This window comes from Pseudomonas sp. MAG733B, from assembly GCF_036884845.1.
Lineage (GTDB): Bacteria > Pseudomonadota > Gammaproteobacteria > Pseudomonadales > Pseudomonadaceae > Aquipseudomonas.
On sequence record NZ_CP145732.1, the window covers coordinates 150,483 to 176,923 of the forward strand.

Here is a 26,441-nt window from a genome sequence, read left to right on the forward strand (position 1 = left end):
AAAATTGCGTACTCCACAAATCCGTAGGAGCAAGGCTTGCCCGCGATGGGGCCAGTAAAATCACCTCAAACTCGGGATCAAATACCCAACCCTGCGTCCACCAACAACTCCTCCAGCGCCAACAAATCCGGCACCTTCGCCACTTGATCCGCCACCTGCACCGCCGCTCTCTCCAGCGAACACAACGGCACATCGACATAGCTCAACTGACTGTCGAGCTTGTACGAACGCGGAATTCCTTGCACCAGCATGGCGATGAACTTCAGTTCTGGCCGGCCGCCGAGCGCATTGAGAATGACGATCCGCGCGCGTTCGCCGATGACGATTTTCTGCCCGCACGCCGACTCGAAACTGAGCAACGGAATTTGCCGGTTGCGCCAGCTGACCCGCCCCAGATACCACGGCGGCGTATCCAGATCGAACGCCGCCGGCTGGTAATCGATCAGCTCGGCGATCGCCACGTTGGGCAGGATCAGGTTGCGGTCGGCCAGGGGCAGCACCAGGCCGGTGAGGTTGATGCCGCGCTGATTGATGCGCCGCTCAAGCATGGGTTTTGCTCCACAGGGCGATGCTTTCGAGCAGTACCGATTCCTGGTACGGCTTGCCGAGGTAGTCGTTGACGCCGATGGCCATGGCCCGGTCGCGGTGTTTCTGGCCGGTGCGGGAAGTGATCATGATGATCGGCAGGTGCTGCAAGCGCTCATCGTTGCGCACTTGGGTCGCCACTTCGAAGCCGTCCATGCGCGGCATTTCGATGTCCAGCAGCATCACGTCCGGCAGGTGTTCTTCGAGCAGCAGCATGGCGTCGACCCCGTCCTTGGCGGTCAGTACGTTCATGCCGTGGCGTTCGAGCAGACGACTGGTGACCTTGCGCACCGTGACCGAGTCGTCGACCACCATCACTAGCAATGGCCGTTGCGGCTCGGCCTCGACCTCGTGACTCGCCGGGCGTTGCGGCACATGGGCCTGCATTGCGCGGATCGGCGCCAGCAAATCGAGAATCAGCACCACCCGGCCATCCCCCAGAATCGTCGCCCCGGACACACCTTGCACCGCTGCGAACTGCGGGCCGAGGCTCTTGACCACGATCTCGCGGGTGCCTGCCATGGCATCGACTTGCACCGCGATGTGGCGCTCGTTGCATTGCACCAGCAGCACCGGCAGCGGCAGGCTCTGGCCCAACAGTTTTGGCCGGGGACTGGTCTTCAGCAACTCGCCCAGGTAGCACAGTTCGTAGCGCTGCCCGGCGTATTCGTAGGTCGGTGGATCGAGGCGGAAATGCCCTTCGAGTTCGTTGGGCAACACGCGGACGATGCCTTCGATGGTGTTCAGCGGAATCGCATACTGATCCTCAAAGCATTGCACCATCAGCGCCCGATTGACCGACACGGTGAACGGCAGGCGGATGCGGAAGTGCACGCCCTGCCCCGGCACCGAGTCGATGCTCATGCTGCCGCCCAGTTGCCGTACCTCTTCGTGCACCACGTCCATGCCGACGCCGCGACCGGAGATCTGGGTGATTTTCTCGGCGGTGGAAAAGCCCGGTTGCAGGATGAACTGCAACACGTCGCGATCGCTGACTTCACTGTTCGGATCGAGCAAACCACGCTTGATTGCCTTGCGCCGCACGGCGTCCAGCGGTACACCGGCACCGTCGTCGCGGATGTCGAAAATGATGTCGCCGCCCTCGCGCAACAGGTCGAGGGTGATCCGCCCTTGCGCCGACTTACCCGCCGCGACCCGCACCTCAGTGGACTCAAGGCCATGGTCCACGGCGTTGCGCAGCATGTGTTCCAGCGGCGCCGCCATGCGTTCGAGCACGTTGCGGTCCATCTCGCCTTCGGCGTTGCCGACGATGAATTCGACGTCCTTGCCCAACTCGCCGGCGACCTGACGGACGATGCGCCTCAAGCGCGGCAACATCCGCTCGAACGGCACCATGCGCGTACGCATCAAGCCTTCCTGCAACTCGGTGTTGATGCGGCCCTGCTGTTGCAGCAGGTTTTCCGCGTCCTGATTACGCCGGTCGAGGGTTTCCTTGAGGTCGAGCAAGTCGGAGGCGGATTCGAACAGCGCCCGCGAAAGTTGCTGCAACTGTGAGTGACGGTCCATTTCCAGCGGGTCGAATTCTTCGTAACCCAGGCGCTCGGCATCGACTTGCTGGCGGCTGAGAATCCGCCCCTGGGTTTCGGTATCGAGACGGCGCAACTGGTCGCGTATCCGCTCGATGGTGGTTTCCATCTCGTTCAGCGCCACTTGGGCATCGCTGACTTGCTGTTCGATCCGGCCACGGAAGATCGACGTTTCACCGGCCAGGTTGACCAGATCGTCGAGCAGTTCCGCCGAGACCTTGACCATGTCCGCGCCGGCATCAGGTTGCAGCTGCGGCGCCTCAGGTTTTGCCGCTGTGGGCAACACAATCGGTGGCGGGGCCTCAGGCACGGCCGGGTGACTGAAATTCTTGATCGTGTCGATCAATCGGTCCGCAGGCGGCAACGGCTCACCGGCACGGGTCGCGTCGAGCATTTGCGCCAGTCGGTCATGGCTGCGTTGCAGCAGTTCGAACAACGCGTCTGTGGGTTTCAGTACACCGGCCGACAAGCCTTCGTAGAGAAATTCCAGCTCATGGGCCAGATCGCCGATGGGGGCAATTTCCACCATCCGTGCACCGCCCTTGAGGGTGTGCAGGTCGCGTAGCAGGGTTTCCACTTCCTGGCGGTTCGACGGCTCGGCCTGCCAGCGCACCAGCGCCGCACCAGAGCTCTCGATGATGTCGAAACCTTCCTCGAGGAAGATGTCCAGCAGCTCGCTGTCGTGATGCGCTGAATCGTTGCTGGCCGCCGGCTCGATCACATCGGCGTGGCCCGCGTGGCCCTGACGGAACGCGCGAATCGCCTCGATCAGCTCGCTCGGGTCGCCCAGCGGCTGGTGGTTCTGCAACTGCTCAAGTAATTGCGCTAACCGGTCATGGCTGTGTTGCAGCAACTGCACGAGCACTTCGCTGTGGCTGTAGCGGCGGTCGACCAAACCTTCGTAAAGGCTTTCCAGTTCATGGGCCAGATCACCGACCGGCTCGACCTCGGCCATGCGCGCGCCACCCTTGAGGGTGTGCAGGTCGCGTTGCAAAGACGACAGCGGCGCGCCGTTTTGCGGTTCGTTCAACCAGCGCTGCAAGGCCTGGCCGGCGCTTTCGAGGATGTCCACCGCTTCTTCGAGGAAGATCGAGACGATCTCGTCGTCCAGCTCCACTTCAGTCGCGGTCTGCGCCAATTCGGCGGTGGCATCTGACAGTTCGTGAATGCTCAGGGTGCGGCTGCCGTCGCTGCGAATCAAGCCCATGGCCGACGGGTCGAGGCTCTGATCGAGCAATCCGTGCAAGGCCTGAATTCGCTCCGGGCGCGGCGTGACTTCCTGGCCGGCGGCCAGTTCGTCGAGCATGTTGATCAGCGCTTCGTGGGCACTTTGCGCCTCGTGGAAAAACGCCTCGCTGACGGCCAGGCTGCTTTCTTCCACGGCACCGTAGAGGTCAAGCAAGGCTTCGCAAAGCTCATCCACCGGATGCAGATCGGCCAGGTGCGCGCCTTCGCCGAGGGTGGTCAATTCGTCGAGCAGCGCACTGAGTTCCTGACGCTCGCCGGGGTGTTGCTGCCAACGCTGCAGCAGACTTTCGGCGTCGAGCAGGATGTCCATGCCTTCGGCCAGGAAGTTGTTGATCAGCTGCGGATCACGCTTGATGCGCAAGCCGCTGCTCGGAGCATCCAGAAGGTTTTGCAGACGCTCGGCCAGCATCGCCCGAGCCCGCTCGATCAACGATTGGGCGTGGGGGATTTCCGCCAGCGGATCGGTCCTGAGCTGACGCAAGCCGAGCCGGAACAAACCTTCGGCCTCCAGCAGTACTTCGACTTCATCCAGGTCCAGGGCGATCTGGTGAGCCTTGTATTCCCGGGCCAGTTGATCCAGCGGTGTGGCCAGTTCGACAATCGGCAAAACCCCGGCCATCGACGCACTGCCCTTGAGGGTGTGCAAGGCACGCAGCAATTCGTCACTGGCCTGCAACGGCACATGTTCGGCGGCTTGTTCGAGGAAGCGATTGAGGCTGCCCAAATGGGTTTCGGCTTCTTTGCGGAAGATCTCCAGCAACAGCGGATCGAGCGCCGTGACGTCTTGCGTGTCCTCGTCGCAGATCGGCTCTTCACCCTTGGCCAAGGCATGGGCGCGAGCCGCCAATTGGTCGACATCATTGCGCTGGCGCTGAGCATTGGCGGCGTATTCAGCCACCAACTCAGGCAACAGGTTCAGCACATCACCGAGCAGTTGCTGCACCGTAGCGCCCGGTTCCACGCTGTTTTCCAGTACGCGGTTGAGCAGGTTCTCCATGGCCCAGGCCAGCTCGCCTAGCACCAGCGCGCGGACCATGCGGCCACTGCCCTTGAGGGTATGGAAGGCGCGGCGCAATTCACTCAAGGCCGAGCGGTTGTCGGGATTGACCGACCAGCGCGGCAAATACTCGCGAAGAATTTCCAGGACTTCATCGGTTTCTTCGAGGAACACTTCGCGCAATTCATCGTCCACCGGTTCCTCGCCAACAGGCGGCGGCAACAGGCTGCCCGGTGTATTCAGGGCGGGCGGGTTCAGAGCCGAGACCGGGCTGGCGAGTACATCGGCCAGGGTCTGGACGATGGCGGGAGCGTCCAGTTCCTGGCGTTGCTGCATGATTTGCGCTTCGCTGGGGCTCAACACATCGTCAAGCACCGGCACATGCTGTTCGCTGGGCTTTTCATTCGGGAAGAAGCCGAGCGCGGCCAGGCTTTTTTCCGCCACGTCGAGCAGTTGTTCGCCGGGCGCCTCGGGGTCGTCGCTGAGGCGCTCAAGGTAATACTCGAGGCTGGTGATGACGTCGGCCAGACTGTCGAGTTCCTGCCAGTCGGGCTGGCCGGGGTCGAGCAGCAGATGTTCGCGGATGAAGTGATTGCAGGTTTCGATCAGGCTCGCGGCGCGGCTCAACGGAATCATCGCCAGCGCGCCACGCACTTGGGTCAGCAAGGCCGGCAGTGCCTGCAAATGCTGACGGTCCCAGTCGGCGTCGATGTAGTCGACGATCATGTCCTTGGCCTGTTGCAGGCAGATGCGTGCTTCCTTGATCACGATCTGATGGATCTGCGTCAGGTCGGTGGTCGGCAGGCGGCTGTCTTCCTGGCTCTCGGGCTCCACCGTGCCGACCATGCCGGCCAGCGTGGCTTCGACGTAGAGCAAGGCCCCGGCGACATCCATGAGGATCGCGTCATCAGGCGCGCGCTGGCCTTGGGCGAGGCTCAGCACCACCGCCAGTTGATCGATGATGACCTTGCGCGGCTGGCCGAAACCCAGCACCGCCAGGGTGTCGGCGATTTGCCGCAGCGGCGCCAGCAGGCTGTCGAGATCGGAGGTGTGTTGCCGGTCGCTGCGCACGAACAGGTCCAGTCGCTCCTTGACCCGCACCAGCTCTTCGCACAACGCGGCCAATACCGAACGCATGGCATCGCGGTCAGGACCGGCCAGCCGCGCGCGTTCTTCATCGACCATCGCGCTGTTGGGCAGCGCATCGTCCAGTCCGTAGCGATCTTTCATGGTCAGCATCTGCCCGGTGGGGTGTTCGGCCTTGGCAATGTAAAACAGCAAACTCTTGAGCAGCTCCGGCGGCGCCGGTTGATTGATGGCACCGATGCCCTGTTCGAGCAGGCGCTTGAGTTCTTTGTCGGCGTCCTTGAACAGGCTGCGCAAGGCCGGACTGTTGGCGATCGCGCCACCGCGCATGCCTTCGACCAGCGCCGAAGCGACCTGCCACAACGGGCTCAGCGGCGCGTTGCCGCACAGGCTTTCGAGACGGGTAAAGACCTTGGCCAGGTAACCGAGGTGGGTATCGTCATCCTGTTCGCGCAACAAACCAACCAACGCCATCTGCAACATCTGCCGCAACTTGCGCAGCACATTCGGCAGCTCCGCCGGCTCCAGCAACGCCAGGGATTCTGCGTCCAACGGCGGCAGGTCCGGCAATTGCGGGCTGAACAGGCTGGTTTCCGACAACAGGCTTTCGCCACGGGCGCTGCGCAGGTCGTTGATCAATGGCAGCACCACCAGCGGCAAGTCGCGGCGGGCACTTTGTACCCGGTCGAGGTAGATCGGCAGTTGCCCGAGGGCTTGCAGCATCAGGTGCAACGCTTCGTCACGATGGCTGACGCGCCCCTGTTGCAAGGCGCTGACCAGATGTTCCATTTCTTCGGCGAGCAAGGCCGCGCCGTAGAATTCGACCATCTGCAAACTGCCGTGAACCTGATGGATGCACGCCAGGCATTCGCTCAGGGCGTGCGTCGCCTGCGGGTCATCAAGCTGGGTTTCGATCGCGTGATGAGCCTGCTTCAGCGTTTCGGCAATCTCGCCTTTGACCCATTCGAGGGCCACATAGTCGTGCCGATCACCCATAACCACTCCAGTTCCCACTTCAGTCAATGTGCCTACGCCCGTGGGCGGTTCAAGCTTTGTCCGTCACTTGCGCCTTACTGGCCGGCAAGGTGAAACCGGACACCGAGCGACGCAGCTGACTGGCCATTTTCGCCAGGTTGCCGATGCTCTCGGCGGTGGCGGTAGAACCGGACGAGGTCTGCGTGGTGATCTGCTGGATCACGTTCATCGTCAGGGAAATCTGACCGGCAGACGACGTCTGTTGTTGTGCAGCGTTGGAAATGCTCTGGATCAGCGCCGCGAGGGTTTTGGACACCCCTTCGATTTCTTCCAGGGCCACGCCGGCATCCTGAGCCAGGCGGGCGCCGCGCACCACTTCGGTGGTGGTCTGTTCCATGGAGATGACCGCTTCGTTGGTGTCAGTCTGGATCGCCCGCACCAGCGTTTCAATCTGTCGCGTGGCCGCTGAAGAGCGTTCGGCCAAGCGTTGAACTTCGTCGGCTACCACCGCGAAACCGCGCCCGGCATCACCGGCCATCGATGCCTGGATCGCAGCGTTGAGGGCGAGGATGTTGGTCTGGTCGGCAATGTCATCGATCAGGCTGACGATGTCGCCGATTTCCTGGGAAGACTCGCCCAGGCGCTTGATGCGCTTGGCGGTGTCCTGAATCTGCTCGCGGATGTTGTCCATGCCATGGATGGTGTTGTGCACCACCTCGTTGCCCTTGTTGGCGATCTCCACCGAGCGCTCGGCCACCGCCGAGGATTCAGCGGCGTTGGCCGACACCTGATCAATGGACTCGGCCATGTCGTTGATCGCGGTGGAGGCTTCGGAAATCTGCTGCGCCTGATGCTCCGAGGCCTGTGCCAGGTGCATGGCGGTGGCCTGGGTTTCCTGCACGGCAGCGGCGACCTGCCCGGCGGTCAGGTTGATGGTGGCCACGAGGTCGCGCAGCTGGTCCACGGAATAATTGATCGAGTCGGCGATGGTGCCGGTAAAGTCTTCGGTCACCGAGGCGGTTACGGTCAGATCGCCGTCGGCCAGGTCCTCGATTTCATCGAGCAGACGCATGATCGCGTTCTGGTTGCGTTCGTTTTTCTCGGCGGTTTCGCGCAACTGCCGGTTGGTTTCGCGGACCATCACCAGACCGATGAGGATGATCGACATCAACGCCGCCAGGCCCAGTACATAACCACCGATGGTGTCGGTGTTGCGTCCGCCGGCAAGGTTTTCAAAACCACCGGCAAGGTGCGAGGCTTCGTCGAGCAGGGTTTGCGACAGGCTGAAGATATTGGTCGCAGACTCGCGCACCTTGAACAGCTCCGGCGAGGTTTCGAGGATTTCATCCACCGAGCCGGAAACGAATTCGAACAGCTCGGAAATTTCGCTCAACCGCGCCCGTGCATCCTGATCTTCGACCTGACTGATTTTCAGCGCCGCATTGCCCTGGAGCATGCCGTTGAGCACCTGACCGAATCGCGCCGCATCGCGACCGAAAGCGTCGGCGGCCTGTTGCGAGCTCTCGTCGCCGGACAACACCGTGTTCACCGCACCCAGAATGCGTTCGGCCAGCAGCGATTGACGCTGGGCCACCGCGACCTGAGCGGCCGGGGCGCCGCGTTGCAAGAGGATTTCCACAACCTTCTCGTACTCGACCTGCAACTGCGGCACGGTTTCGGCCAGAGTCGCGGCGACCTGATGCAGCGACAACACCGTCTGCTCACTGGAAAGAATGGCGTCGGTATTTTTCAGCAGGCGTTCCCAGTCCATCTGCACGGCACGCATTTCCGGGCGCACGGTGGCCGGTGCCGGTGGCAGACCGGTGGAAGGATCACCCTTTTTCAGATAGCTCCAGCGCTGGGCAAAATCGTTGCGCGCATCGCTGAGCAACTTGAATGCCGCAGCCTTGCCGGCGGCGGCTTCGGTGGCGTTCTTGGCAATGCGCTGCGACAGCACGCGCAGCTCGCCGGCGTGACCGATGTACTGTTTGTCGTAGGTGGCCTGGGTGTTGAGGTACGCGAAGTTGGCGAACAACAGCATGATGAAAATGATCAGCGCGATGAACAGCGCGATGATCTGCGAACGACTGCGCGACCCTTCCATTGGCTTGCCTGTTTTTGCTTTTATCATCGGTCTTCGCCTGTCCTGCCCAATTCCCCCCGCTCTTGTAGGAGCAAGGCTTGCCCGCGATGAACGATAACGCGGTGTACCTGATGAACTTCTGCGCCTGCATCGCGAGCAAGCTCGGCTCCTACAAGAGCCTATACCGCGATGTTCATGAACCCCTGCGACCGCGCCAGCGCGAACGGGCTGAACACCCGCCAGGTCTGTTCGCGTTCAAAGCAGCCTTCGACGAACGCCGCCATCGGCACCTGCACGTCATTTATCGGTACGGCTTCCAGACTGTCCTGGGCAAAGTGTTGAAGGCCGAACACTTCATCGACCATCAGCCCGGCGAACACCTCTTGATGCTCCACCACCAGCACTCGCCGTTGTCGACGCGCCACCGACAGTTCGTGCCCGAAGAACGCCCCCAGATCCATGATCGGCAGCAAGCGCCCACGCAGGTTGGCCAGGCCCTTGACCCAGGATTTGACGCCCGGCACCTGAGTAAAACGCGGTTCGTGCAGCACCTCGCTGACTTCGCTCATGGGCGCGACGTACCAGTGTTCGCCCAAGCGGAAGCCGATGCCGCTCCAGCTGTCCTGTCGGGTCGGCTGCGACGGCAAGTCCGCCGCCAGCAAGCGACAGCGCTGGTCGATCTGCAGCAGCAGCTCAAAAGCCGTCAGCGACTCGGTCATGGCCGGACGATCAACCGGCCAGCACGTTGTTCAGGGTTTTCAGCAGGGTTTCTTCATCGACCGGTTTGGTCAGGTAATCCTTGGCGCCCTGGCGCGTGCCCCAGACCTTGTCGGTTTCCTGATCCTTGGTCGTGATGATGATCACCGGGATGTGCCCGGTTTCCGGGTCTTTGGTCAGCTGGCGGGTCGCCTGGAAGCCGTTGAGGCCGGGCATGACGATATCCATCAGCACCGCATCGGGTTTTTCCAGGCGGGCCAGGGCCACGCCGTCGGCGCCGTTTTCGGCTTTCAAGACTTCATGACCGTGCTTTTCCAGCATGCCGGTCAGTTTGTACATTTCAGTCGGCGAATCATCGACGATCAGAATACGTGCCATGGTCTTCCCCATTCTTGTCGACGCAAGGCCCGCTGGCCGAGCGTCACTGTGCGTGTCTTACTGCGGCAAAACGGCGGCGAAGCCCGGAACATGGGCCTGGATCGCGTTCAGCAGTTCTTCCTTGCTGAAAGGCTTGGTCAAAAACTGGTCGGAGCCGACGATGCGTCCCTTGGCCTTGTCGAACAGCCCGTCCTTGGACGACAGCATAATCACCGGCGTGGACTTGAATGCACTGTTGTTCTTGATTAAAGCGCAGGTCTGATAGCCATCCAGACGCGGCATCATGATGTCGACGAAGATGATGCCGGGGTGATTGTCGGCAATCTTGGCCAGGGCATCGAAACCGTCGATGGCCGTGATGACCTCACAACCCACGTTCTTGAGCAGCGTTTCGGCGGTGCGGCGAATCGTCTTCGAATCGTCGATCACCATGACCTTCAAGGCGCTGGGCTGCTGTTCCATAAATGCTCTACCGTCGCCTTTGTGAATCAATTTGTCCGTTTGGCGGCTCGAAACCCTTGATACTCAAGGGCCACCACAACATGGCAGTCTTTTTAGCACAGTCTCAATAACCAATCTATCGGCCGACCGGCGCGGTGGTTTTTCCTTGACCGGGAACACACTCAGCGCCACTCTGACGCCACTTTTTTCGTACCGATCCGGTAGCCAATTTTCGAGGAAAACCCAATGAGCGTTCGCGTCGGGATTGTCATGGACCCTATCGCCAGCATCTCCTATAAAAAGGATAGCTCGCTGGCCATGCTGCTGGCCGCGCAGAAGCGTGGCTGGGAACTGTTCTATATGGAACAGCGCGACCTGTACCAGGGCGAAGGCCAGGCACGGGCGCGGATGCGGCCGCTGCAAGTGTTCGCCAACCCGGAAAAGTGGTTCGAACTGGGTGCCGAGCAGGATTCGCTGCTGAGCGATCTCGATGTGATCCTGATGCGCAAGGATCCGCCGTTCGACATGGAGTTCGTTTACTCCACCTATTTGCTCGAACAAGCCGAAAGCGCCGGCGTGCTGGTGGTCAACAAGCCGCAGAGCCTGCGCGATTGCAACGAGAAACTGTTCGCCACGCTGTTCCCGCAGTGCACGCCGCCGACCGTGGTCAGCCGCCGTGCCGACGTGCTGCGTGAATTCGCCGCCAAACACGGCGATGTGATCCTCAAGCCGCTGGACGGCATGGGCGGCACGTCGATCTTCCGTCACCGCGCTGGCGACCCGAACCTGTCGGTGATCCTCGAAACCCTGACCGCCCTGGGCGCCCAGCAGATCATGGGCCAGGCTTACCTGCCGGCGATCAAGGACGGCGACAAACGCATCCTGATGATTGACGGCGAACCTGTGGACTATTGCCTGGCGCGCATTCCTGCCGCCGGTGAAACCCGTGGCAACCTCGCAGCCGGTGGCCGTGGCGAAGCGCGTCCGCTGACCGAAAAGGATCGCTGGATCGCCGCACAAGTCGGCCCGACCCTGCGCGAAAAAGGCCTGCTGTTCGTCGGCCTCGACGTGATCGGCGAGCACCTGACGGAAATCAACGTCACCAGCCCGACCTGCATCCGCGAGATCGACAACGCCTTCGGCACTGATATCGGCAGCATGCTGATGGATGCCATCGATCAGAAGCTCAAGGCACGTTGATTAGCCAAACCAACATTGCGTTATCATGCGCGGCCTGTGAAAACGCGATGTTGGTTTCCTTGTCATGACCCTCCCGTCCGATCTGCCCGCCGAACTCGCCCACCGTGGCGTGCGCCCGGCCGATCGCCTCGGTTTTACCCTGTTTCTGGCGGCGCTGATTCACCTGGCCTTGCTGCTGGGCGTCGGGTTTGCCGTGGTCGAGCCCAAGCAGATCAGCCGGACCCTGGAAATCACCCTCGCCACGTTCAAGAGCGAAAAGAAGCCGGAAAAGGCCGATTTCCTCGCCCAGGAAAACCAGCAAGGCAGCGGCACCCTGGATAAAAAGGCGATCCCCAAGACCACCGAGATCGCGCCGTTCCAGGACAACAAGGTGCAAAAAGTCACGCCACCGCCAGCGGCCAAACCTGAACAACAGGAAGCCCCGCCCAAGGCTGCCGTGACCACCGTCGCGCCGAAACCGAAGAAAGCCGCCACCAAAACCGAAGAACCCAAGCCTGTCACCAAGCCTGCGGTGGCCGCGCCGACGTTCGACACTGAACAACTGTCCAGCGACATCGCCAGCCTGGAAGCCGAACTGGCCAACGAACAACAGCTGTACGCCAAGCGCCCGCGCATCCACCGCCTGAGCGCCGCCTCGACCATGCGCGACAAGGGCGCCTGGTACAAAGACGAATGGCGCAAGAAGGTCGAGCGCATCGGCAACCTCAATTACCCGGATGAAGCCCGGCGCAAACAGATTTACGGCAATTTGCGCCTGATGGTGTCGATCAACCGCGACGGCTCGCTGTATGAAGTGCTGGTGCTGGAATCCTCCGGGCAACCGCTGCTGGATCAGGCGGCGCAGCGCATCGTGCGGCTGGCGGCGCCGTTTGCGCCGTTTACCGGTGATTTGTCGGATATCGATCGCCTGGAAATTATCCGGACGTGGAAGTTTGCGCGCGGCGATCGGTTGTCCAGTAATTAAAAGATCGCAGCCTTCGGCAGCTCCTACAGATGTACTCATTCCCCTGTAGGAGCTGCCGAAGGCTGCGATCTTTTGCCTTGTTCAAGCTTGTCAGTTCGCCCCTCGAACGCCACACTAGCGGTCATGAAAAACGTCAGCCCCAGCTACCTCAAGCATCAATTCCTGATCGCCATGCCACACATGGCCGACCCGAACTTTGCGCACACCTTGACCTACATCGTCGAGCACACGGCCAATGGCGCCATGGGGCTGGTGGTCAACCGTCCACAAGAGCTGAGCCTGGCCGATATCCTTGAGCAATTGCGCCCGGATATCGAGCCGCCAGCGCTCTGCCAGCATGTGCCGATCTTCATCGGCGGCCCGGTGCAGACCGATCGCGGCTTCGTCCTTCACCCCAAAGGGCAGAGCTTCCAGGCGACCGTTGATCTGGAAGACGAGTTGTCCCTGTCGACCTCCCAGGACGTGCTGTTCTCCATCGCCGACGGCTTCGGCCCGCCCAAGAGCCTGATCGCCCTCGGCTACGCCGGTTGGGAAGCCGGGCAACTGGAAGCCGAGCTGGCGCAGAACGCCTGGCTGACCTGCCCGTTCGACGCCGACATCCTGTTCAACACCAGCAGCGAGCTGCGCCTGGAAGCGGCGGCCAAACACCTGGGCGTCAACCTCAGCCTGCTCACCAGCCAGGCGGGGCACGCCTGATGGCCCTGCGGTTGATTCTGGGCTTTGACTACGGCACCAAACAGATCGGCGTTGCGGTCGGCCAGGTGATTACCGGCCAGGCCCGCGAGCTGTGCACGTTGAAAGCGCAGAACGGCATTCCCGACTGGGGTCAGGTTGAAGCCCTCATCAAAGAGTGGAAGCCCGACGCCGTGGTGGTTGGCCTACCGTTGAACATGGACGGCACACCGAGCGACATGTGCCTGCGCGCCGAAAAATTTGCCCGCCGCCTCAACGGCCGCTTCAACCTGCCCTTCTATACCCACGATGAACGCCTGACGACCTTTGAAGCCAAAGGCGAGCGACGTGATCGCGGCGGACAAAAGGGCAGCTACCGAGACAACCCCGTCGACGCCATCGCCGCCGCCCTGCTGCTGCAAGGCTGGCTCGACGAAAACGGCGCACTGTTCGAATCCTGAAGAGCCGCTACGCGCCTCTATATAGCTACAACCCGAGCCACCCGCTACACGACCCGGCTCGGGCCCAAGAAGGAGCAACCATGAGCCTGCCCAATCCCGCCGAACTGATCAGCCAGATGGCCACTCGCCTGAAGGCCCACCTGGAACACCGCGGCATCAGTGACCCGCGCTTCATCGGCATTCGTACCGGCGGCGTCTGGGTCGCCCAGGCCTTGCTCAAGGAACTGGGCAGCGACGAGCCGCTCGGCACCCTGGACGTGTCCTTCTACCGCGATGACTTCAGCCAGAACGGCCTGCACCCGCAAGTGCGTCCGTCTGCGCTGCCGTTCGAAATCGAAGGCCAGCACCTGGTGCTGATCGATGACGTATTGATGAGCGGCCGTACCATCCGCGCCGCCATGAACGAACTGTTCGACTACGGCCGCCCGGCCAGCGTGACGCTGGTGTGCCTGCTGGACCTGGACGCCGGCGAGCTGCCGATCCGCCCGAACGTGGTCGGCGCGACCCTGTCGCTGTCCGCTCACGAGCGCGTGAAGCTGTCCGGCCCGGAGCTTGCGCTCGAACTGCAAGACCTCGCCCTTTAATCCGCCCTATTGAGAGTCCCCCTCGCGATGACGCCTCTAGATACCAAGCGCCCGCTGCAGCTCAATGATCAGGGCCAGCTGCGCCACTTCCTCTCGCTCGACGGTTTGCGCCGCGAGTTGCTGACGGAAATCCTCGACACTGCCGACTCCTTCCTCGAAGTCGGCGCCCGGGCGGTGAAGAAAGTCCCGTTGCTGCGCGGCAAGACCGTGTGCAACGTGTTTTTCGAGAACTCCACCCGCACCCGCACCACCTTCGAACTGGCGGCCCAGCGGTTGTCGGCCGACGTGATCACCCTCAACGTGTCGACATCGTCGGCGAGCAAGGGCGAAACCCTGCTCGACACGCTGCGCAACCTGGAAGCCATGGCCGCCGACATGTTCGTCGTGCGCCACGGTGACTCCGGCGCTGCACACTTCATCGCTGAACATGTTTGCCCGCAAGTGGCGATCATCAACGGTGGCGACGGCCGTCACGCGCACCCGACCCAGGGCATGCTCGACATGCTCACCATCCGCCGGCACAAGGGCGGCTTCGAAAATCTCTCGGTAGCCATCGTCGGCGACATCCTGCACTCGCGGGTGGCGCGTTCGAACATGCTGGCCCTGAAAACCCTGGGTTGCCCGGACATCCGCGTGATCGCGCCGAAAACCCTGCTGCCAATCGGCATCGAGCAATACGGCGTGAAGGTCTACACCGACATGACCGAAGGCCTGAAAGACGTCGACGTGGTGATCATGCTGCGTCTGCAACGCGAGCGCATGACCGGTGGCCTGCTGCCAAGCGAAGGCGAGTTCTACCGCCTGTTCGGCCTGACCACCGCGCGCCTGGCCGGCGCCAAACCCGATTGCATCGTCATGCACCCGGGGCCGATAAACCGCGGCGTGGAGATTGAGTCGGCGGTGGCCGACGGCCCGCACTCGGTGATCCTCAACCAGGTGACATACGGCATCGCAATTCGTATGGCGGTGCTGTCCATGGCCATGAGCGGGCAAACAGCCCAGCGCCAATTCGAGCAGGAGAACGTTCAGTGAAGCTCAGCATTCTCGGCGCCCGCGTCATCGATCCGGCCAGCGGCCTGGATCAAGTCACCGATATTCACATCGAAGCCTGCAAGATCGTCGCCCTGGGCGCCGCGCCGGCCGGTTTCGTCGCTGTCGACACCATTGACGCCAAAGGCCTTGTGGCCGCGCCTGGTTTGGTCGACCTCAACGTCGCCCTGCGCGAGCCGGGTTACAGCCGCAAAGGCTCGATCGTCAGCGAAACCCGTGCCGCAGCGGCCGGCGGTGTCACCAGCCTGTGCTGCCCGCCGAAGACCAAACCGGTTCTGGACACTTCGGCAGTGGCTGAACTGATCCTCGACCGCGCCCGCGAGGCCGGCAACACCAAAGTCTTCCCGATCGGCGCGCTGAGCAAAGGTCTGGACGGCGAACAGCTGGCCGAACTGGTTGCCTTGCGCGACGCCGGTTGCGTGGCCTTCGGCAACGGCCTGGAGAGCTTCCGCAATACCCGCACCCTGTGCCGGGCGTTGGACTACGCGGCAACCTTCGACCTGACGGTGATTTTCAACTCTCAGGATCACGACCTTGCCGAAGGTGGCCTGGCCCACGAAGGCCCGACCGCGAGCTTCCTCGGCTTGCCGGGCATTCCGGAAACCGCAGAAACCGTGGCCCTGGCCCGGGATCTGCTGTTGGTCGAGCAAACCGGCGTGCGTGCGCACTTCAGTCAGCTCACCAGCGCTCGTGGTGTGGCCCTGATCGCCCAGGCTCAGGCCCGTGGCTTGAAGGTCACCGCCGATGTCGCGCTGTATCAACTGATCCTGACCGACGAAGCACTGATCGATTTCAGCAGCCTGTATCACGTACAACCGCCGCTGCGCACCCGCGCCGACCGCGACGGCCTGCGTGAAGCAGTGAAATCGGGCGTGGTCTCGACCATTTCCAGCCATCACCAACCCCATGAGCGGGACGCCAAACTGGCGCCGTTCGGCGCCACGGAGCCGGGCATCAGCAGCGTTGAGCTGTTGCTGCCGCTGGCGATGACATTGGTGGAAGACGGTTTGCTGGACTTGCCTACATTGCTGGCGCGCTTGAGCGCTGGCCCGGCCGAGGCCTTGCGCCTGCCGGCCGGCAAACTGGCGGTGGGTGGCGCGGCGGACATCGTGCTGTTCGACCCTGCGGCTTCAACCGTGGCCGGTGAGACCTGGCTGTCCAAGGGCGAGAACTGCCCGTTCATTGGGCATAGCTTGCCGGGTGTTGTGCGTTACACACTGGTGGATGGGCGGATTAGCCACCAGGCTTAAGACTGTGGCGAGGGAGCTTGCTCCCGCTGGGCTGCGCAGCAGACCTGTTTTGGGGTCGCTTCGCGACCCAGCGGGAGCAAGCTCCCTCGCCACAACTTACTGGAAAGTGCCGCGATTCTGCGCGTTGCGCACGGAAACCTGATCGTTCAACGTCCAGAAGTCATACAGCACCCCCAGAAAGAACACCCCGCCCGTCACCAGATACAGCAACCCGCTGATCCACTTCCCCTGATACATCCGGTGCACGCCGAGCACGCCGAGAAACGTCAGCAGAATCCACGCCACGTTGTACTCGATGGGACCTGCGGTAAACCGCAAATCCGCTTCACGGTCCATGGCCGGGATCAGGAACAGGTCGATCAACCAGCCAATCCCCAATAATCCGAAGGTGAAGAACCAGATCGTCCCGGTCACCGGCTTGCCGTAATAGAAGCGGTGAGCACCGGTAAACCCGAAAATCCACAGCAGATAACCAATCACTTTACTGTGCGTGTCTTGATGCGGAACGGGCGATTGATAGGTGTTCATGGATGACCTCGATTCACACGATAGATAAATATTCTTTAAATCTTTGTGACTTTTTTACGAGCAGCCGACGTATGGCAAATGCTACCGTCACGTCCGTCAAAGCCTTGTAGCACTTGAGTTCTGTCCGACAATTGCGTCCTTTTTCCGCTTGTTTGGTTCCGTTAGAACCAAGTGGAATCGACAAACGGCCTCGGAATGCTAAAAAAAGCTGTTATAAAGTTTCGCGCTAACCCATACGAGCCTTGCCTAATGCGTCCATTTTTCAAGACATGGCTAACCATTTGCCTATTATTGCCACTGGCCGCCCACGCCACCAATCGTGAGCAACGTCTTCCGAACGTTAATGGTTACACCCCAAAATCCCATGCTTCTGCTCCTTCGAGCAAAAGCAAGAAATCGCTCAAGACTGCTCCACAACTGAGCAGCAGCAAAAGCAGCCTGGTGCCACCTATGGCGACCAAGGAAAGCAGCAACGTGCTGAGCCGCGCGGTGAACGTCCTCGGTACGCCGTACCGTTGGGGCGGCAGCAGCCCGAGCAAAGGCTTCGATTGCAGCGGCCTGGTGAAATACGCGTTCAACGACGCCACGTTCGACCTGCCACGTACGTCCAATGCCATGGCCAGCGGTCACGGCGAGAAAGTCGATCGCAACGATTTGAAACCGGGCGACCTGATTTTCTTCAATATCAAGAGCCGTCGAGTCAACCACGTTGCCATCTACCTGGGCAACGACCGCTTCATCCACGCGCCTCGCCGTGGCAAGTCGGTGACCATCGACACCTTGAAGAAACCGTACTGGGAACAACATTACGTGGTTGCCAAGCGGGTTCTGCCGAAAGAACAGAATGCGTTGCGGGTTGTTCAGCGCTGATCTGACGGCGAGCACTTGTGGCGAGGGAGCTTGCCCCGCTGGACCGGGCTGGCGCCCCAGTGCGTAGCGCTCCCGTTTTTTGGGGCTGCTTCGCAACCCAGCGGGAGCAAGCTCCCTCGCCACAGGTTGCATTTCAATCCTCAAAACCCATCCGGTGACCGCGCCTTCTCCCGCGCCTGCTCCCGACTGACCAACCCTCTGGTCACCAAGTCCTTCAAACCCATATCCAGTGTCTGCATCCCCAGCGACCCGCCCGACTGGATCGATGAGTACATCTGCGCCACCTTGTCTTCGCGAATCAGATTCCGGATCGCCGACGTTCCCAGCATGATTTCGTGCGCCGCAATGCGCCCACCGCCAATCTTCTTTACCAGCGTCTGCGACACCACTGCCAGCAACGACTCGGACAGCATCGACCGCACCATGGACTTCTCGTCCCCCGGAAACACGTCGACGATCCGGTCGATGGTTTTCGCCGCCGACGTGGTGTGTAGCGTGCCGAACACCAAATGACCGGTTTCCGCTGCGGTCAGTGCCAGGCGAATGGTCTCCAGGTCACGCATCTCACCCACCAGAATCACATCCGGGTCTTCACGCAAAGCCGAGCGCAGCGCCGTGGCGAAGCTGCGGGTATCGCGGTGGACTTCACGCTGATTGATCAGGCATTTGCGCGATTCGTGGACGAACTCGATGGGATCTTCGATGGTGAGGATGTGGTGATGGCGATGGTTGTTCAGGTAATCGATCATTGCCGCCAGCGTGGTGGACTTGCCGGAACCGGTCGGGCCGGTCACCAGCACCAGCCCGCGAGGTGCGTCGGTCATCTTGCGGAATACGTCGCCCATGCCCAATTCGTCCATGCTCAGGACTCTGGACGGGATCGTGCGGAACACCGCGCCAGCGCCACGGCTCTGGTTGAAGGCGTTGACCCGAAAGCGCGCCACGCCGGGCACTTCGAAGGAAAAGTCGGTTTCCAGGTGTTTTTCGAAGTCCACCCGCTGGGTGTCGTTCATGATGTCGTAGATCAGCGCCTGCACCTGCTTGTGGTCCAGAGCCGGCAGATTGATGCGTCGTATATCGCCATCCACCCGAATCATCGGCGGCAGACCGGCCGACAGGTGCAGGTCGGATGCACCCTGTTTGGCGCTGAAGGCCAGCAGTTCAGTGATATCCATAGCGTCTCTCAATTCCAGTAGAATGCCGCGAACCTTCAGACCGCTGGCGCCTCTTGATGTCCACCATAGCAGACAACATTCTCGAAGTTAGTTCGCGCATACATGCTGCAACACTCGCCGCCAGCCGCGCCGAAAATAGCGTCCAGCTGCTGGCCGTGAGCAAGACCAAACCCGCACAAGCCCTGCGTGAAGCCTATGCCGCCGGCCTGCGCGACTTTGGCGAGAACTACCTGCAAGAGGCCCTGGGCAAGCAGCTCGAATTGGCCGACCTGCCCTTGATCTGGCACTTCATCGGCCCCATTCAATCGAACAAGACTCGCGCCATCGCCGAGCACTTCGACTGGGTGCATTCCGTGGATCGCCTAAAAATTGCACAACGATTGTCCGAGCAACGCCCTGCCGATCTGCCGCCTCTGAACATCTGTATCCAGGTCAACGTCAGCGGTGAAGCCAGTAAATCCGGCTGCACTCCGGCGGACCTGCCGGCCCTGGCCAATGCCATCAGCGCCCTGCCGCGCCTGAAGTTGCGCGGATTGATGGCCATCCCCGAGCCGACTGAAGATCGCGCCGCCCAGGATGCCGCTTTCGCTGCCGTGCAAAGCCTGCAAGCCAGCCTGAACCTGCCGCTCGACACACTTTCCATGGGCATGAGCCACGACCTCGAGTCGGCCATTGCCCAGGGCGCCACTTGGGTCCGTATCGGTACGGCCCTGTTTGGCGCCCGCGACTACAGTCAGCCGTAATCATGGCTGACACACTTCTGAATAAGGACCTGACATGAGCAAGACACGTATTGCCTTTATCGGTGCCGGCAACATGGCCGCCAGCCTGATCGGCGGCCTGCGGGCCAAAGGTCTGGAAGCGGCGCAGATCCGCGCCAGCGACCCGGGCGAAGAAACCCGTGCCCGCGTAAGCGCCGAACATGGCATCGAGGTGTTCGCCGACAACGCCCAAGCTATTGAAGGCGCCGATGTGGTGGTACTGGCGGTCAAGCCACAGGCGATGAAAGCCGTGTGCGAAGCCATTCGCCCGAACCTGAAGCCCGGGCAACTGGTGGTGTCGATTGCCGCCGGTATCACCTGCGCCAGCATGAACAACTGGCTCGGCGCCCAGCCGATCGTGCGTTGCATGCCTAACACCCCGGCGCTGCTGCGCGAGGGCGTGAGCGGTTTGTTCGCTACCGCAGAAGTGACCGCCGAGCAGCGTCAGCAAGCTCAAGAACTGCTGTCTGCCGTTGGCATCGCGTTGTGGCTCAGCGAAGAACAGCAACTGGACGCGGTCACCGCCGTTTCTGGTTCGGGCCCGGCGTACTTCTTCCTGTTGATCGAAGCCATGACCGCCGCCGGCGTGAAGCTCGGCCTGCCAGCAGACATCGCTGCGCAGCTAACCTTGCAAACCGCCCTGGGCGCCGCGCACATGGCTGTGAGCAGTGATGTCGACGCCGCTGAACTGCGTCGTCGCGTCACTTCGCCCGCGGGCACTACGGAAGCGGCCATCAAGTCGTTCCAGGCCAACGGCTTCGAAGCCCTGGTCGAAAAAGCATTGGGCGCCGCCGCGCACCGCTCCGCCGAGATGGCTGAGCAACTCGGTCGCTAATCAGCTCTTAATAAGGAATCAATAATGCCCGGACTCAATGACGCTGCCATTTTTGTGATTCAAACCCTGGGCAGCCTGTACCTGCTGATCGTGCTGCTGCGCTTCATCCTGCAATTGGTGCGGGCCAACTTCTACAATCCGCTCTGCCAGTTCATCGTGAAGGCCACTCAACCGCTGCTCAAGCCACTGCGCCGGGTCATTCCGAGCATGTTCGGCCTGGATATGTCTTCGCTGGTGCTGGCGTTGCTGGTGCAGATGGCGTTGTTCGCGGTGATCTTGTTGCTCAGCGGCTACGGCGTCGACGCGCTGCTCCTTGTGCCTTGGGCGCTGATCGGCATCTTCGCGCTGTTTCTGAAGATTCTGTTCTGGGCGATGATCATCAGCGTGATCCTGTCCTGGGTCGCGCCGGGAAGCCACAACCCGGGCGCGGAACTGGTCCAGCAAATCACTGAGCCGGTGCTCGCGCCGTTCCGCCGGATCATTCCGAACCTGGGCGGCCTCGATATCTCGCCGATCTTCGCGTTCATTGCCCTGCAATTGCTGCAAAGCTGGCTGATCCCGCGCCTGGCGTACTACGCGCTGATGCCGAAGGAATTGTTCGGGCTGATCTGATGCGTTCGGCGCAATGACCGCATCATCGTTCATCGCGGGCAAGCCTTGCTCCTACAGGATCTACGCGACCTCTGCAGGAGCAAGGCTTGCCCGCGATGGGCGCACCTCGGTCTACCGGGAAAAATCAGGCCCGGCCTTTGCTTGCCGCTAACCCCAGCGGTCTTTAGACTTACGCCTCATTTCAATGAGAGCAGGGTCGATGCCAGCTGCCTTCCCCCCCGATTCTGTTGGTCTGGTGACGCCGCAAGTGGCGCACTTCAGCGAACCCCTGGCGTTGGCCTGCGGACGTTCGCTCCCAGCCTATGACCTGATTTACGAAACCTACGGCACGCTGAACGCCACGGCGAGCAACGCCGTGCTGATCTGCCACGCCTTGTCCGGTCACCACCACGCCGCCGGTTATCACAGCCCCGACGACCGCAAACCCGGTTGGTGGGACAGCTGCATCGGCCCCGGCAAGCCCATCGACACAAGCAAATTCTTCGTGGTCAGCCTGAACAACCTCGGCGGCTGCAACGGCTCTACCGGCCCGAGCAGCATCAACCCGGAGACCGGCAAGCCGTTTGGCGCCGATTTCCCGGTGCTGACTGTGGAAGACTGGGTGCACAGCCAGGCGCGTCTGGCCGATCGCCTCGGCATCGCTCAGTTTGCAGCGGTTATCGGCGGCAGCCTCGGCGGTATGCAGGCGATGCAATGGAGCATCACTTACCCTGACCGCATCCGCCATTGCCTGGCCATCGCCTCGGCGCCCAAGCTGTCGGCACAGAACATCGCGTTCAACGAAGTGGCGCGTCAGGCGATCCTTACCGACCCCGAATTCCACGGCGGCTCGTTCCAGGAACAAGGCGTGATCCCCAAGCGCGGGCTGATGCTGGCGCGGATGGTCGGGCACATCACTTACCTGTCCGACGACTCCATGGGCGAGAAATTCGGCCGTGGCCTGAAGAGCGAGAAGCTCAACTACGACTTCCACAGCGTCGAGTTCCAGGTCGAAAGCTACCTGCGTTATCAGGGTGAAGAGTTCTCGGGGCGTTTCGACGCCAATACCTACCTGCTGATGACCAAGGCCCTGGACTACTTCGACCCGGCGGCCAATTTCGACGATGACCTGGCGAAAACCTTCGCCGGCGCCACCGCAAAATTCTGCGTGATGTCGTTCACCACCGACTGGCGCTTCTCCCCGGCCCGTTCGCGGGAACTGGTGGACGCGTTGATGGCCGCGCGCAAGGACGTCTGCTACCTGGAGATCGACGCGCCGCAAGGCCACGACGCCTTCCTGATTCCGATCCCGCGCTACTTGCAGGCGTTCGGCAATTACATGAACCGCATTACGTTGTGAGAAAGCCATGAGAGCTGATCTGGAAATCATCCAGGAATGGATCCCCGCCGGCAGCCGCGTGCTCGACCTCGGCTGCGGCGACGGCGAGCTGCTGACCTGGCTGCGCGACAACAAGCAGGTCACCGGCTACGGCCTGGAAAACGACGCGGACAACATCGCCGAGTGCGTGGCCAAGGGCATCAACGTCATCGAACAAGACCTGGACAAAGGCTTGGGCAACTTTGCCAGCAACAGTTTCGATGTCGTGGTCATGACCCAGGCGCTGCAAGCGGTGCACTACCCGGACCGGATCCTCGAGGAAATGCTGCGGGTCGGCCGCCAGTGCATCATCACGTTCCCGAATTTCGGTCACTGGCGCTGCCGCTGGTACCTGGCGAGCAAGGGCCGCATGCCGGTTTCCGAATTTCTTCCTTACACTTGGTACAACACGCCGAACATCCACTTCTGTACATTCGCGGACTTTGAAGCGTTGTGTCGCGAACGTGAAGCGAAGGTCATTGATCGGCTGGCCGTGGATCAACAGCATCGGCACGGGTGGGCCAGCAAGCTTTGGCCTAATCTGTTAGGTGAGATCGGCATTTACCGCGTCAGCAGCCCGGGGCTTGCAGACCACAAGGTCGCGGTCTGAATCACCCAATTTCGAGGAGAACGATCATGGGTCGTCTAGCGCTGTTTCTACTCACCGCCTGCCTGAGCGTCACGGCCATGGCGGCAGATGCGATCAAAGGTGATCGCCAGGAAAAATTTGGCGACGTGACGGTGCACTACAACACCTTCAACTCCACGTTCCTGACACCGGACATCGCCAAAGCCGCGGAGCTCAACCGCAGCAAGAACCAGGGCGTGATCAACATTTCGGTGCTCAAGGATGGCAAACCGCTGACGGCGCAGGTCACCGGCACGGTGAAAGACCTGACCAGCCAAAGCGTACCGCTGGAGTTCAAACAGATTACCGAGCAGGGCGCGATCTACTACATAGCCCAATACCCGGTCCCGCAGCAGGAAACCCGCACCTTCGACATCAAGGTGCAGACCGGTGACAAAATCAACACCATCAACTTCAACCAAGAGCTCTTCCCCGGCGAATGATCAACTTCACGCAACTCGTATTGGCCAGCCACAACGCCGGCAAACTGAAAGAACTCCAGGCCATGCTCGGCGATTCGGTGCAACTGCGCTCGATCGGCGAGTTCAGCAGCATCGAGCCTGAAGAAACCGGTCTGTCGTTCGTTGAGAACGCCATCCTCAAGGCCCGCAATGCCGCGCGCATCTCCGGCCTGCCGGCGCTGGCCGACGACTCCGGGCTGGCGGTGGATTTCCTTGGCGGCGCACCGGGCATCTACTCCGCACGCTACGCCGACGGCAAGGGCGATGCGGCGAACAACGCCAAGCTGCTCGACGTGTTGAAAGACGTACCCGAAGCCGAACGTGGCGCGCAGTTCGTATGCGTGCTGGCACTGGTGCGTCACGCCGACGATCCGCTGCCGATCCTCTGTGAAGGTTTGTGGCACGGGCGAATCCTGACCCAGGCCAGCGGCGAACACGGCTTTGGCTACGACCCGCTGTTCTGGGTGCCGGAGCGCGAATGCTCCAGCGCCGAGCTGAGCCCGGGCGACAAAAACCAGATCAGTCACCGCGCTCGTGCAATGGATCTGCTGCGCCAGCGTCTGGGCTTGAAATGACCCGTGAATCAACCGCGTCGCCGCTGATCTTCGGCGGCGATGCACCATCGCCTCGTGCGGCCCTGCCTGTGCTGCCGCCCTTGGCGCTGTACATCCACATTCCGTGGTGTGTACGCAAATGCCCTTATTGCGACTTCAACTCCCACACCGCCAGCCCCGTGCTGCCGGAAGAAGAGTATGTCGACGCATTGCTGGCCGACCTCGATCAGGACCTGCACGCCGTTTACGGGCGTGAACTGAGCTCGATTTTCTTTGGTGGCGGCACACCAAGCCTGTTCAGCGCCACGGCGTTGGGTCGCTTGCTCAAAGGTGTGGAACAGCGCATCCCGTTTGCCAGCGACATCGAAATCACCCTGGAAGCGAATCCAGGGACGTTCGAGCAGGACAAGTTCGTGGCGTACCGCAAACTGGGGATCAATCGCCTGTCGATCGGCATCCAGAGCTTTCAGCAGGAAAAACTCGAGGCCTTGGGCCGTATCCACAACGGCGACGAAGCGGTGCGAGCCGCCGGCATGGCGCGTCAGGCCGGGTTCGATAACTTCAACCTGGACTTGATGCATGGCTTGCCGAATCAGTCCCTGGACGATGCCTTGGCGGACCTGCGCACCGCCATTGCCCTGAAACCCACGCACCTGTCGTGGTATCAGCTGACCCTGGAGCCGAACACCGTGTTCTGGAACCAGCCGCCGACGCTGCCGGAAGACGACACGCTGTGGGACATTCAAGAGGCCGGGCAAGCGCTGCTCGCCGAACACGGTTACGCACAATACGAAGTCTCGGCCTATGCCCTGCCCGGTCGGCCGGCACGCCATAACCTCAATTACTGGAGTTTTGGCGACTTCATCGGCATCGGCGCCGGCGCCCATGGCAAGCTCAGCCACCCGGACGGGCGCATTGTCCGCACCTGGAAAACCCGCTTGCCGAAGGATTACCTGAATCCGGCGAAACGCTTTCAGGCTGGCGAGAAAGCGCTGGGCAACGATGAAATGCCGTTCGAGTTCCTGATGAACGCGCTGCGCCTGACTGAAGGCGTCGAATCGCGGCTGTACCCGGAGCGCACCGGCATGACCCTGGAAAGCCTCGCCGAAGGCCGCCGTGAAGCCGAACAAAGCGGCCTGTTGCAGGTCGAACCGTCACGTCTGGTAGCCACCGAGCGCGGACAACTCTTCCTCAACGACTTGCTGCAGAAATTTCTGACATAAGGAAATCGAATGGATTTGGTACTCGACCTGCTTGCCACTGTGTCCCGCTGGAGCCGCAGCAACCTCTCGGAAATCGCCCTGGCCTTGGTAGGCTGTCTGCTGGTGCTGTTCGGTGCGGATTTCAAAGGCTGGGTCGAGCAACGCCTGGGCAGCATCGCCGGCGCCTTGCGCGTGCCGCTGATGGCCCTGCTGTGCATGATCGGCAGCGGCGCGGCACTGATCTACGCAACGCCGTGGATCGTTCGGGGTTTGAGCCAGTTCAACAACTACAGCCTGGCGCCGGTGTTGCTGGTGGTGTTGGTGTTGATTGGCGTGGTCGCCGACCGCCGCTGATCTCAGCCACACCCTAAAACAACTGTGGGAGCGGGCTTGCTCGCGAAAAGCAATGTATCAGACAACATTAATGTCGACTGACACGACGCCTTCGCGAGCAAGCCCGCTCCCACAGTTTGTATTGAGTGAAGTTTAAGACTGCTTCTCGAACTTCAAATCCCAAACCCCATGCCCAAGTCGTTCGCCGCGGCGTTCGAACTTGGTGATCGGGCGTTCGGCCGGGCGCGGTACGCACTTGCCGTCTTCGGCGAGGTTGCGATAACCCGGGGCGACGTTCATCACTTCCAGCATGTACTCAGCATACGGTTCCCAGTCGGTGGCCATGTGCAGAATGCCGCCGACCTTCAACTTGCTGCGTACCAACTCAGCGAACGACGCCTGAACGATACGGCGCTTGTGGTGACGGCTCTTGTGCCACGGGTCCGGGAAAAACAGCATCAAGCGATCAAGGCTGTTGTCAGCCACGCACCGGTTGAGCACTTCGATCGCATCGCAATCGTAGACTCGCAGGTTGGTCAGGCCTTGGGTCAGCACGCCATTGAGCAGCGCGCCGACACCCGGACGGTGCACTTCCACGCCGATGAAATCCTGCTCCGGCGAAGCGGCGGCCATTTCCAGCAGCGAATGGCCCATGCCGAAACCGATTTCCAGCGAGCGCGGTGCCGAGCGACCGAACACCTGGTCGAAATCCACCGGCGCGTCGGCCAACGGCAGCACAAACAGCGGCGTGCCCTGATCCAGGCCTTTTTGCTGGCCTTCGGTCATGCGCCCGGCACGCATCACAAAACTCTTGATGCGGCGGTGTTGGCGCTCGTCGCCTTCTTCCGTCTGGATAGGCGTGTCGTTCGATTCAGTCATCAATGGCT

26 protein-coding genes are annotated in these 26,441 nt (G+C 61.4%); 17 read left to right on the forward strand and 9 right to left on the reverse strand.

All coding sequences use genetic code 11. The features are described 5' to 3' along the window. Positions 1 to 77: 77 nt before the first annotated feature. The 6 genes from V6Z53_RS00665 to pilG all read right to left on the reverse strand — a co-directional run bounded on the left by V6Z53_RS00665 (position 78) and on the right by pilG (position 10,078). Entirely contained in the window at positions 78 to 548 is a 471-nt protein-coding gene (locus tag V6Z53_RS00665) for a chemotaxis protein CheW (RefSeq protein WP_338583667.1), read from the reverse strand. After that, positions 541 to 6,459, reverse strand: coding sequence for an Hpt domain-containing protein (locus V6Z53_RS00670; RefSeq protein WP_338583668.1), 5,919 nt, complete (start codon positions 6,457 to 6,459; stop codon positions 541 to 543). The genes V6Z53_RS00665 and V6Z53_RS00670 overlap by 8 nt, the downstream gene beginning before the upstream one ends. 49 nt (positions 6,460 to 6,508) lie before the next feature. Further along, the gene (locus V6Z53_RS00675) at positions 6,509 to 8,542 is read right to left on the reverse strand and encodes a methyl-accepting chemotaxis protein (RefSeq protein ID WP_338586426.1); all 2,034 of its coding nucleotides are present in this window, start codon (positions 8,540 to 8,542) and stop codon (positions 6,509 to 6,511) included. 158 nt (positions 8,543 to 8,700) lie between these two features. Then, complete coding sequence (locus tag V6Z53_RS00680) at positions 8,701 to 9,240, reverse strand: chemotaxis protein CheW (protein ID WP_338583669.1); 540 nt, start codon at positions 9,238 to 9,240, stop codon at positions 8,701 to 8,703. A 10-nt stretch (positions 9,241 to 9,250) separates the two neighbouring features. Next, entirely contained in the window at positions 9,251 to 9,616 is a 366-nt protein-coding gene (gene pilH, locus V6Z53_RS00685) for a twitching motility response regulator PilH (protein WP_338583670.1), read from the reverse strand. Positions 9,617 to 9,673: 57 nt separating this feature from the next. Further along, positions 9,674 to 10,078, reverse strand: a complete 405-nt coding sequence (pilG, locus tag V6Z53_RS00690; RefSeq protein WP_046053663.1) for a twitching motility response regulator PilG — start codon at positions 10,076 to 10,078, stop codon at positions 9,674 to 9,676. 225 nt (positions 10,079 to 10,303) lie between these two features. On the opposite strand from pilG, the gene gshB reads away from it, so the two are divergent. The 7 genes from gshB to V6Z53_RS00725 all read left to right on the forward strand — a co-directional run bounded on the left by gshB (position 10,304) and on the right by V6Z53_RS00725 (position 16,238). Further along, a complete protein-coding gene (gene gshB / locus V6Z53_RS00695; RefSeq protein ID WP_338583671.1) occupies positions 10,304 to 11,257 on the forward strand; it encodes a glutathione synthase in 954 nt (317 codons plus the stop codon). A gap of 64 nt (positions 11,258 to 11,321) precedes the next feature. Further along, positions 11,322 to 12,221: an energy transducer TonB gene (locus V6Z53_RS00700; RefSeq protein ID WP_338583672.1), complete on the forward strand. Its 900-nt coding sequence runs from the start codon at positions 11,322 to 11,324 to the stop codon at positions 12,219 to 12,221. 123 nt (positions 12,222 to 12,344) lie between these two features. After that, entirely contained in the window at positions 12,345 to 12,917 is a 573-nt protein-coding gene (locus tag V6Z53_RS00705) for a YqgE/AlgH family protein (protein WP_338583673.1), read from the forward strand. Continuing rightward, positions 12,917 to 13,354 carry a Holliday junction resolvase RuvX gene (gene ruvX / locus V6Z53_RS00710; protein ID WP_338583674.1) on the forward strand — a complete coding sequence of 146 codons (438 nt, stop codon included), beginning with the start codon at positions 12,917 to 12,919 and terminating at the stop codon, positions 13,352 to 13,354. Before V6Z53_RS00705 ends, ruvX begins: the two co-directional genes overlap by 1 nt. Before the next feature lie 80 nt (positions 13,355 to 13,434). Further along, entirely contained in the window at positions 13,435 to 13,938 is a 504-nt protein-coding gene (gene pyrR / locus V6Z53_RS00715; RefSeq protein WP_338583675.1) for a bifunctional pyr operon transcriptional regulator/uracil phosphoribosyltransferase PyrR, read from the forward strand. A gap of 27 nt (positions 13,939 to 13,965) precedes the next feature. After that, positions 13,966 to 14,970 carry an aspartate carbamoyltransferase catalytic subunit gene (locus V6Z53_RS00720; protein ID WP_338583676.1) on the forward strand — a complete coding sequence of 335 codons (1,005 nt, stop codon included), beginning with the start codon at positions 13,966 to 13,968 and terminating at the stop codon, positions 14,968 to 14,970. Beyond that, the gene (locus tag V6Z53_RS00725; protein WP_338583677.1) at positions 14,967 to 16,238 is read left to right on the forward strand and encodes a dihydroorotase; all 1,272 of its coding nucleotides are present in this window, start codon (positions 14,967 to 14,969) and stop codon (positions 16,236 to 16,238) included. The genes V6Z53_RS00720 and V6Z53_RS00725 overlap by 4 nt, the downstream gene beginning before the upstream one ends. A 96-nt stretch (positions 16,239 to 16,334) precedes the next feature. On the opposite strand, the gene V6Z53_RS00730 is transcribed toward V6Z53_RS00725, so the two are convergent. Continuing rightward, positions 16,335 to 16,766, reverse strand: coding sequence for a TM2 domain-containing protein (locus V6Z53_RS00730; RefSeq protein ID WP_338583678.1), 432 nt, complete (start codon positions 16,764 to 16,766; stop codon positions 16,335 to 16,337). A 249-nt stretch (positions 16,767 to 17,015) separates the two neighbouring features. On the opposite strand from V6Z53_RS00730, the gene V6Z53_RS00735 reads away from it, so the two are divergent. Further along, a complete protein-coding gene (locus tag V6Z53_RS00735) occupies positions 17,016 to 17,636 on the forward strand; it encodes a C40 family peptidase (protein ID WP_338583679.1) in 621 nt (206 codons plus the stop codon). A gap of 140 nt (positions 17,637 to 17,776) precedes the next feature. Here the strand turns inward: V6Z53_RS00735 and V6Z53_RS00740 are convergent, their stop codons facing one another. Continuing rightward, a complete protein-coding gene (locus V6Z53_RS00740) occupies positions 17,777 to 18,811 on the reverse strand; it encodes a type IV pilus twitching motility protein PilT (protein WP_338583680.1) in 1,035 nt (344 codons plus the stop codon). Between the two features lie 56 nt (positions 18,812 to 18,867). On the opposite strand from V6Z53_RS00740, the gene V6Z53_RS00745 reads away from it, so the two are divergent. The 9 genes from V6Z53_RS00745 (at position 18,868) to V6Z53_RS00785 (ending at position 25,575) form a co-directional block, all read left to right on the forward strand. Beyond that, a complete protein-coding gene (locus tag V6Z53_RS00745) occupies positions 18,868 to 19,554 on the forward strand; it encodes a YggS family pyridoxal phosphate-dependent enzyme (protein WP_338583681.1) in 687 nt (228 codons plus the stop codon). Positions 19,555 to 19,588: 34 nt separating this feature from the next. Then, a complete protein-coding gene (gene proC / locus V6Z53_RS00750) occupies positions 19,589 to 20,407 on the forward strand; it encodes a pyrroline-5-carboxylate reductase (RefSeq protein WP_338583682.1) in 819 nt (272 codons plus the stop codon). A 24-nt stretch (positions 20,408 to 20,431) separates the two neighbouring features. Continuing rightward, positions 20,432 to 21,019, forward strand: a complete 588-nt coding sequence (locus tag V6Z53_RS00755) for a YggT family protein (protein ID WP_338583683.1) — start codon at positions 20,432 to 20,434, stop codon at positions 21,017 to 21,019. Positions 21,020 to 21,218: 199 nt separating this feature from the next. Next, on the forward strand, positions 21,219 to 22,358 hold the full coding sequence (locus V6Z53_RS00760; RefSeq protein ID WP_338583684.1) for a homoserine O-acetyltransferase: 1,140 nt from the start codon (positions 21,219 to 21,221) through the stop codon (positions 22,356 to 22,358). 7 nt (positions 22,359 to 22,365) lie between these two features. Then, positions 22,366 to 22,986, forward strand: coding sequence for a methionine biosynthesis protein MetW (gene metW / locus V6Z53_RS00765; RefSeq protein ID WP_338583685.1), 621 nt, complete (start codon positions 22,366 to 22,368; stop codon positions 22,984 to 22,986). A 26-nt stretch (positions 22,987 to 23,012) separates the two neighbouring features. Then, positions 23,013 to 23,447: a DUF4426 domain-containing protein gene (locus V6Z53_RS00770; protein WP_338583686.1), complete on the forward strand. Its 435-nt coding sequence runs from the start codon at positions 23,013 to 23,015 to the stop codon at positions 23,445 to 23,447. Then, a complete protein-coding gene (rdgB, locus tag V6Z53_RS00775) occupies positions 23,444 to 24,040 on the forward strand; it encodes an RdgB/HAM1 family non-canonical purine NTP pyrophosphatase (RefSeq protein ID WP_338583687.1) in 597 nt (198 codons plus the stop codon). Before V6Z53_RS00770 ends, rdgB begins: the two co-directional genes overlap by 4 nt. Then, entirely contained in the window at positions 24,037 to 25,242 is a 1,206-nt protein-coding gene (hemW, locus tag V6Z53_RS00780) for a radical SAM family heme chaperone HemW (protein WP_338583688.1), read from the forward strand. The genes rdgB and hemW overlap by 4 nt, the downstream gene beginning before the upstream one ends. A 9-nt stretch (positions 25,243 to 25,251) precedes the next feature. Further along, on the forward strand, positions 25,252 to 25,575 hold the full coding sequence (locus tag V6Z53_RS00785; protein ID WP_175387412.1) for a DUF3392 domain-containing protein: 324 nt from the start codon (positions 25,252 to 25,254) through the stop codon (positions 25,573 to 25,575). A gap of 132 nt (positions 25,576 to 25,707) precedes the next feature. Here V6Z53_RS00785 and trmB read toward each other — a convergent pair whose 3' ends face one another. Then, positions 25,708 to 26,433, reverse strand: coding sequence for a tRNA (guanosine(46)-N7)-methyltransferase TrmB (gene trmB / locus V6Z53_RS00790; protein WP_338583689.1), 726 nt, complete (start codon positions 26,431 to 26,433; stop codon positions 25,708 to 25,710). Between the last annotated feature and the right edge of the window lie 8 nt (positions 26,434 to 26,441).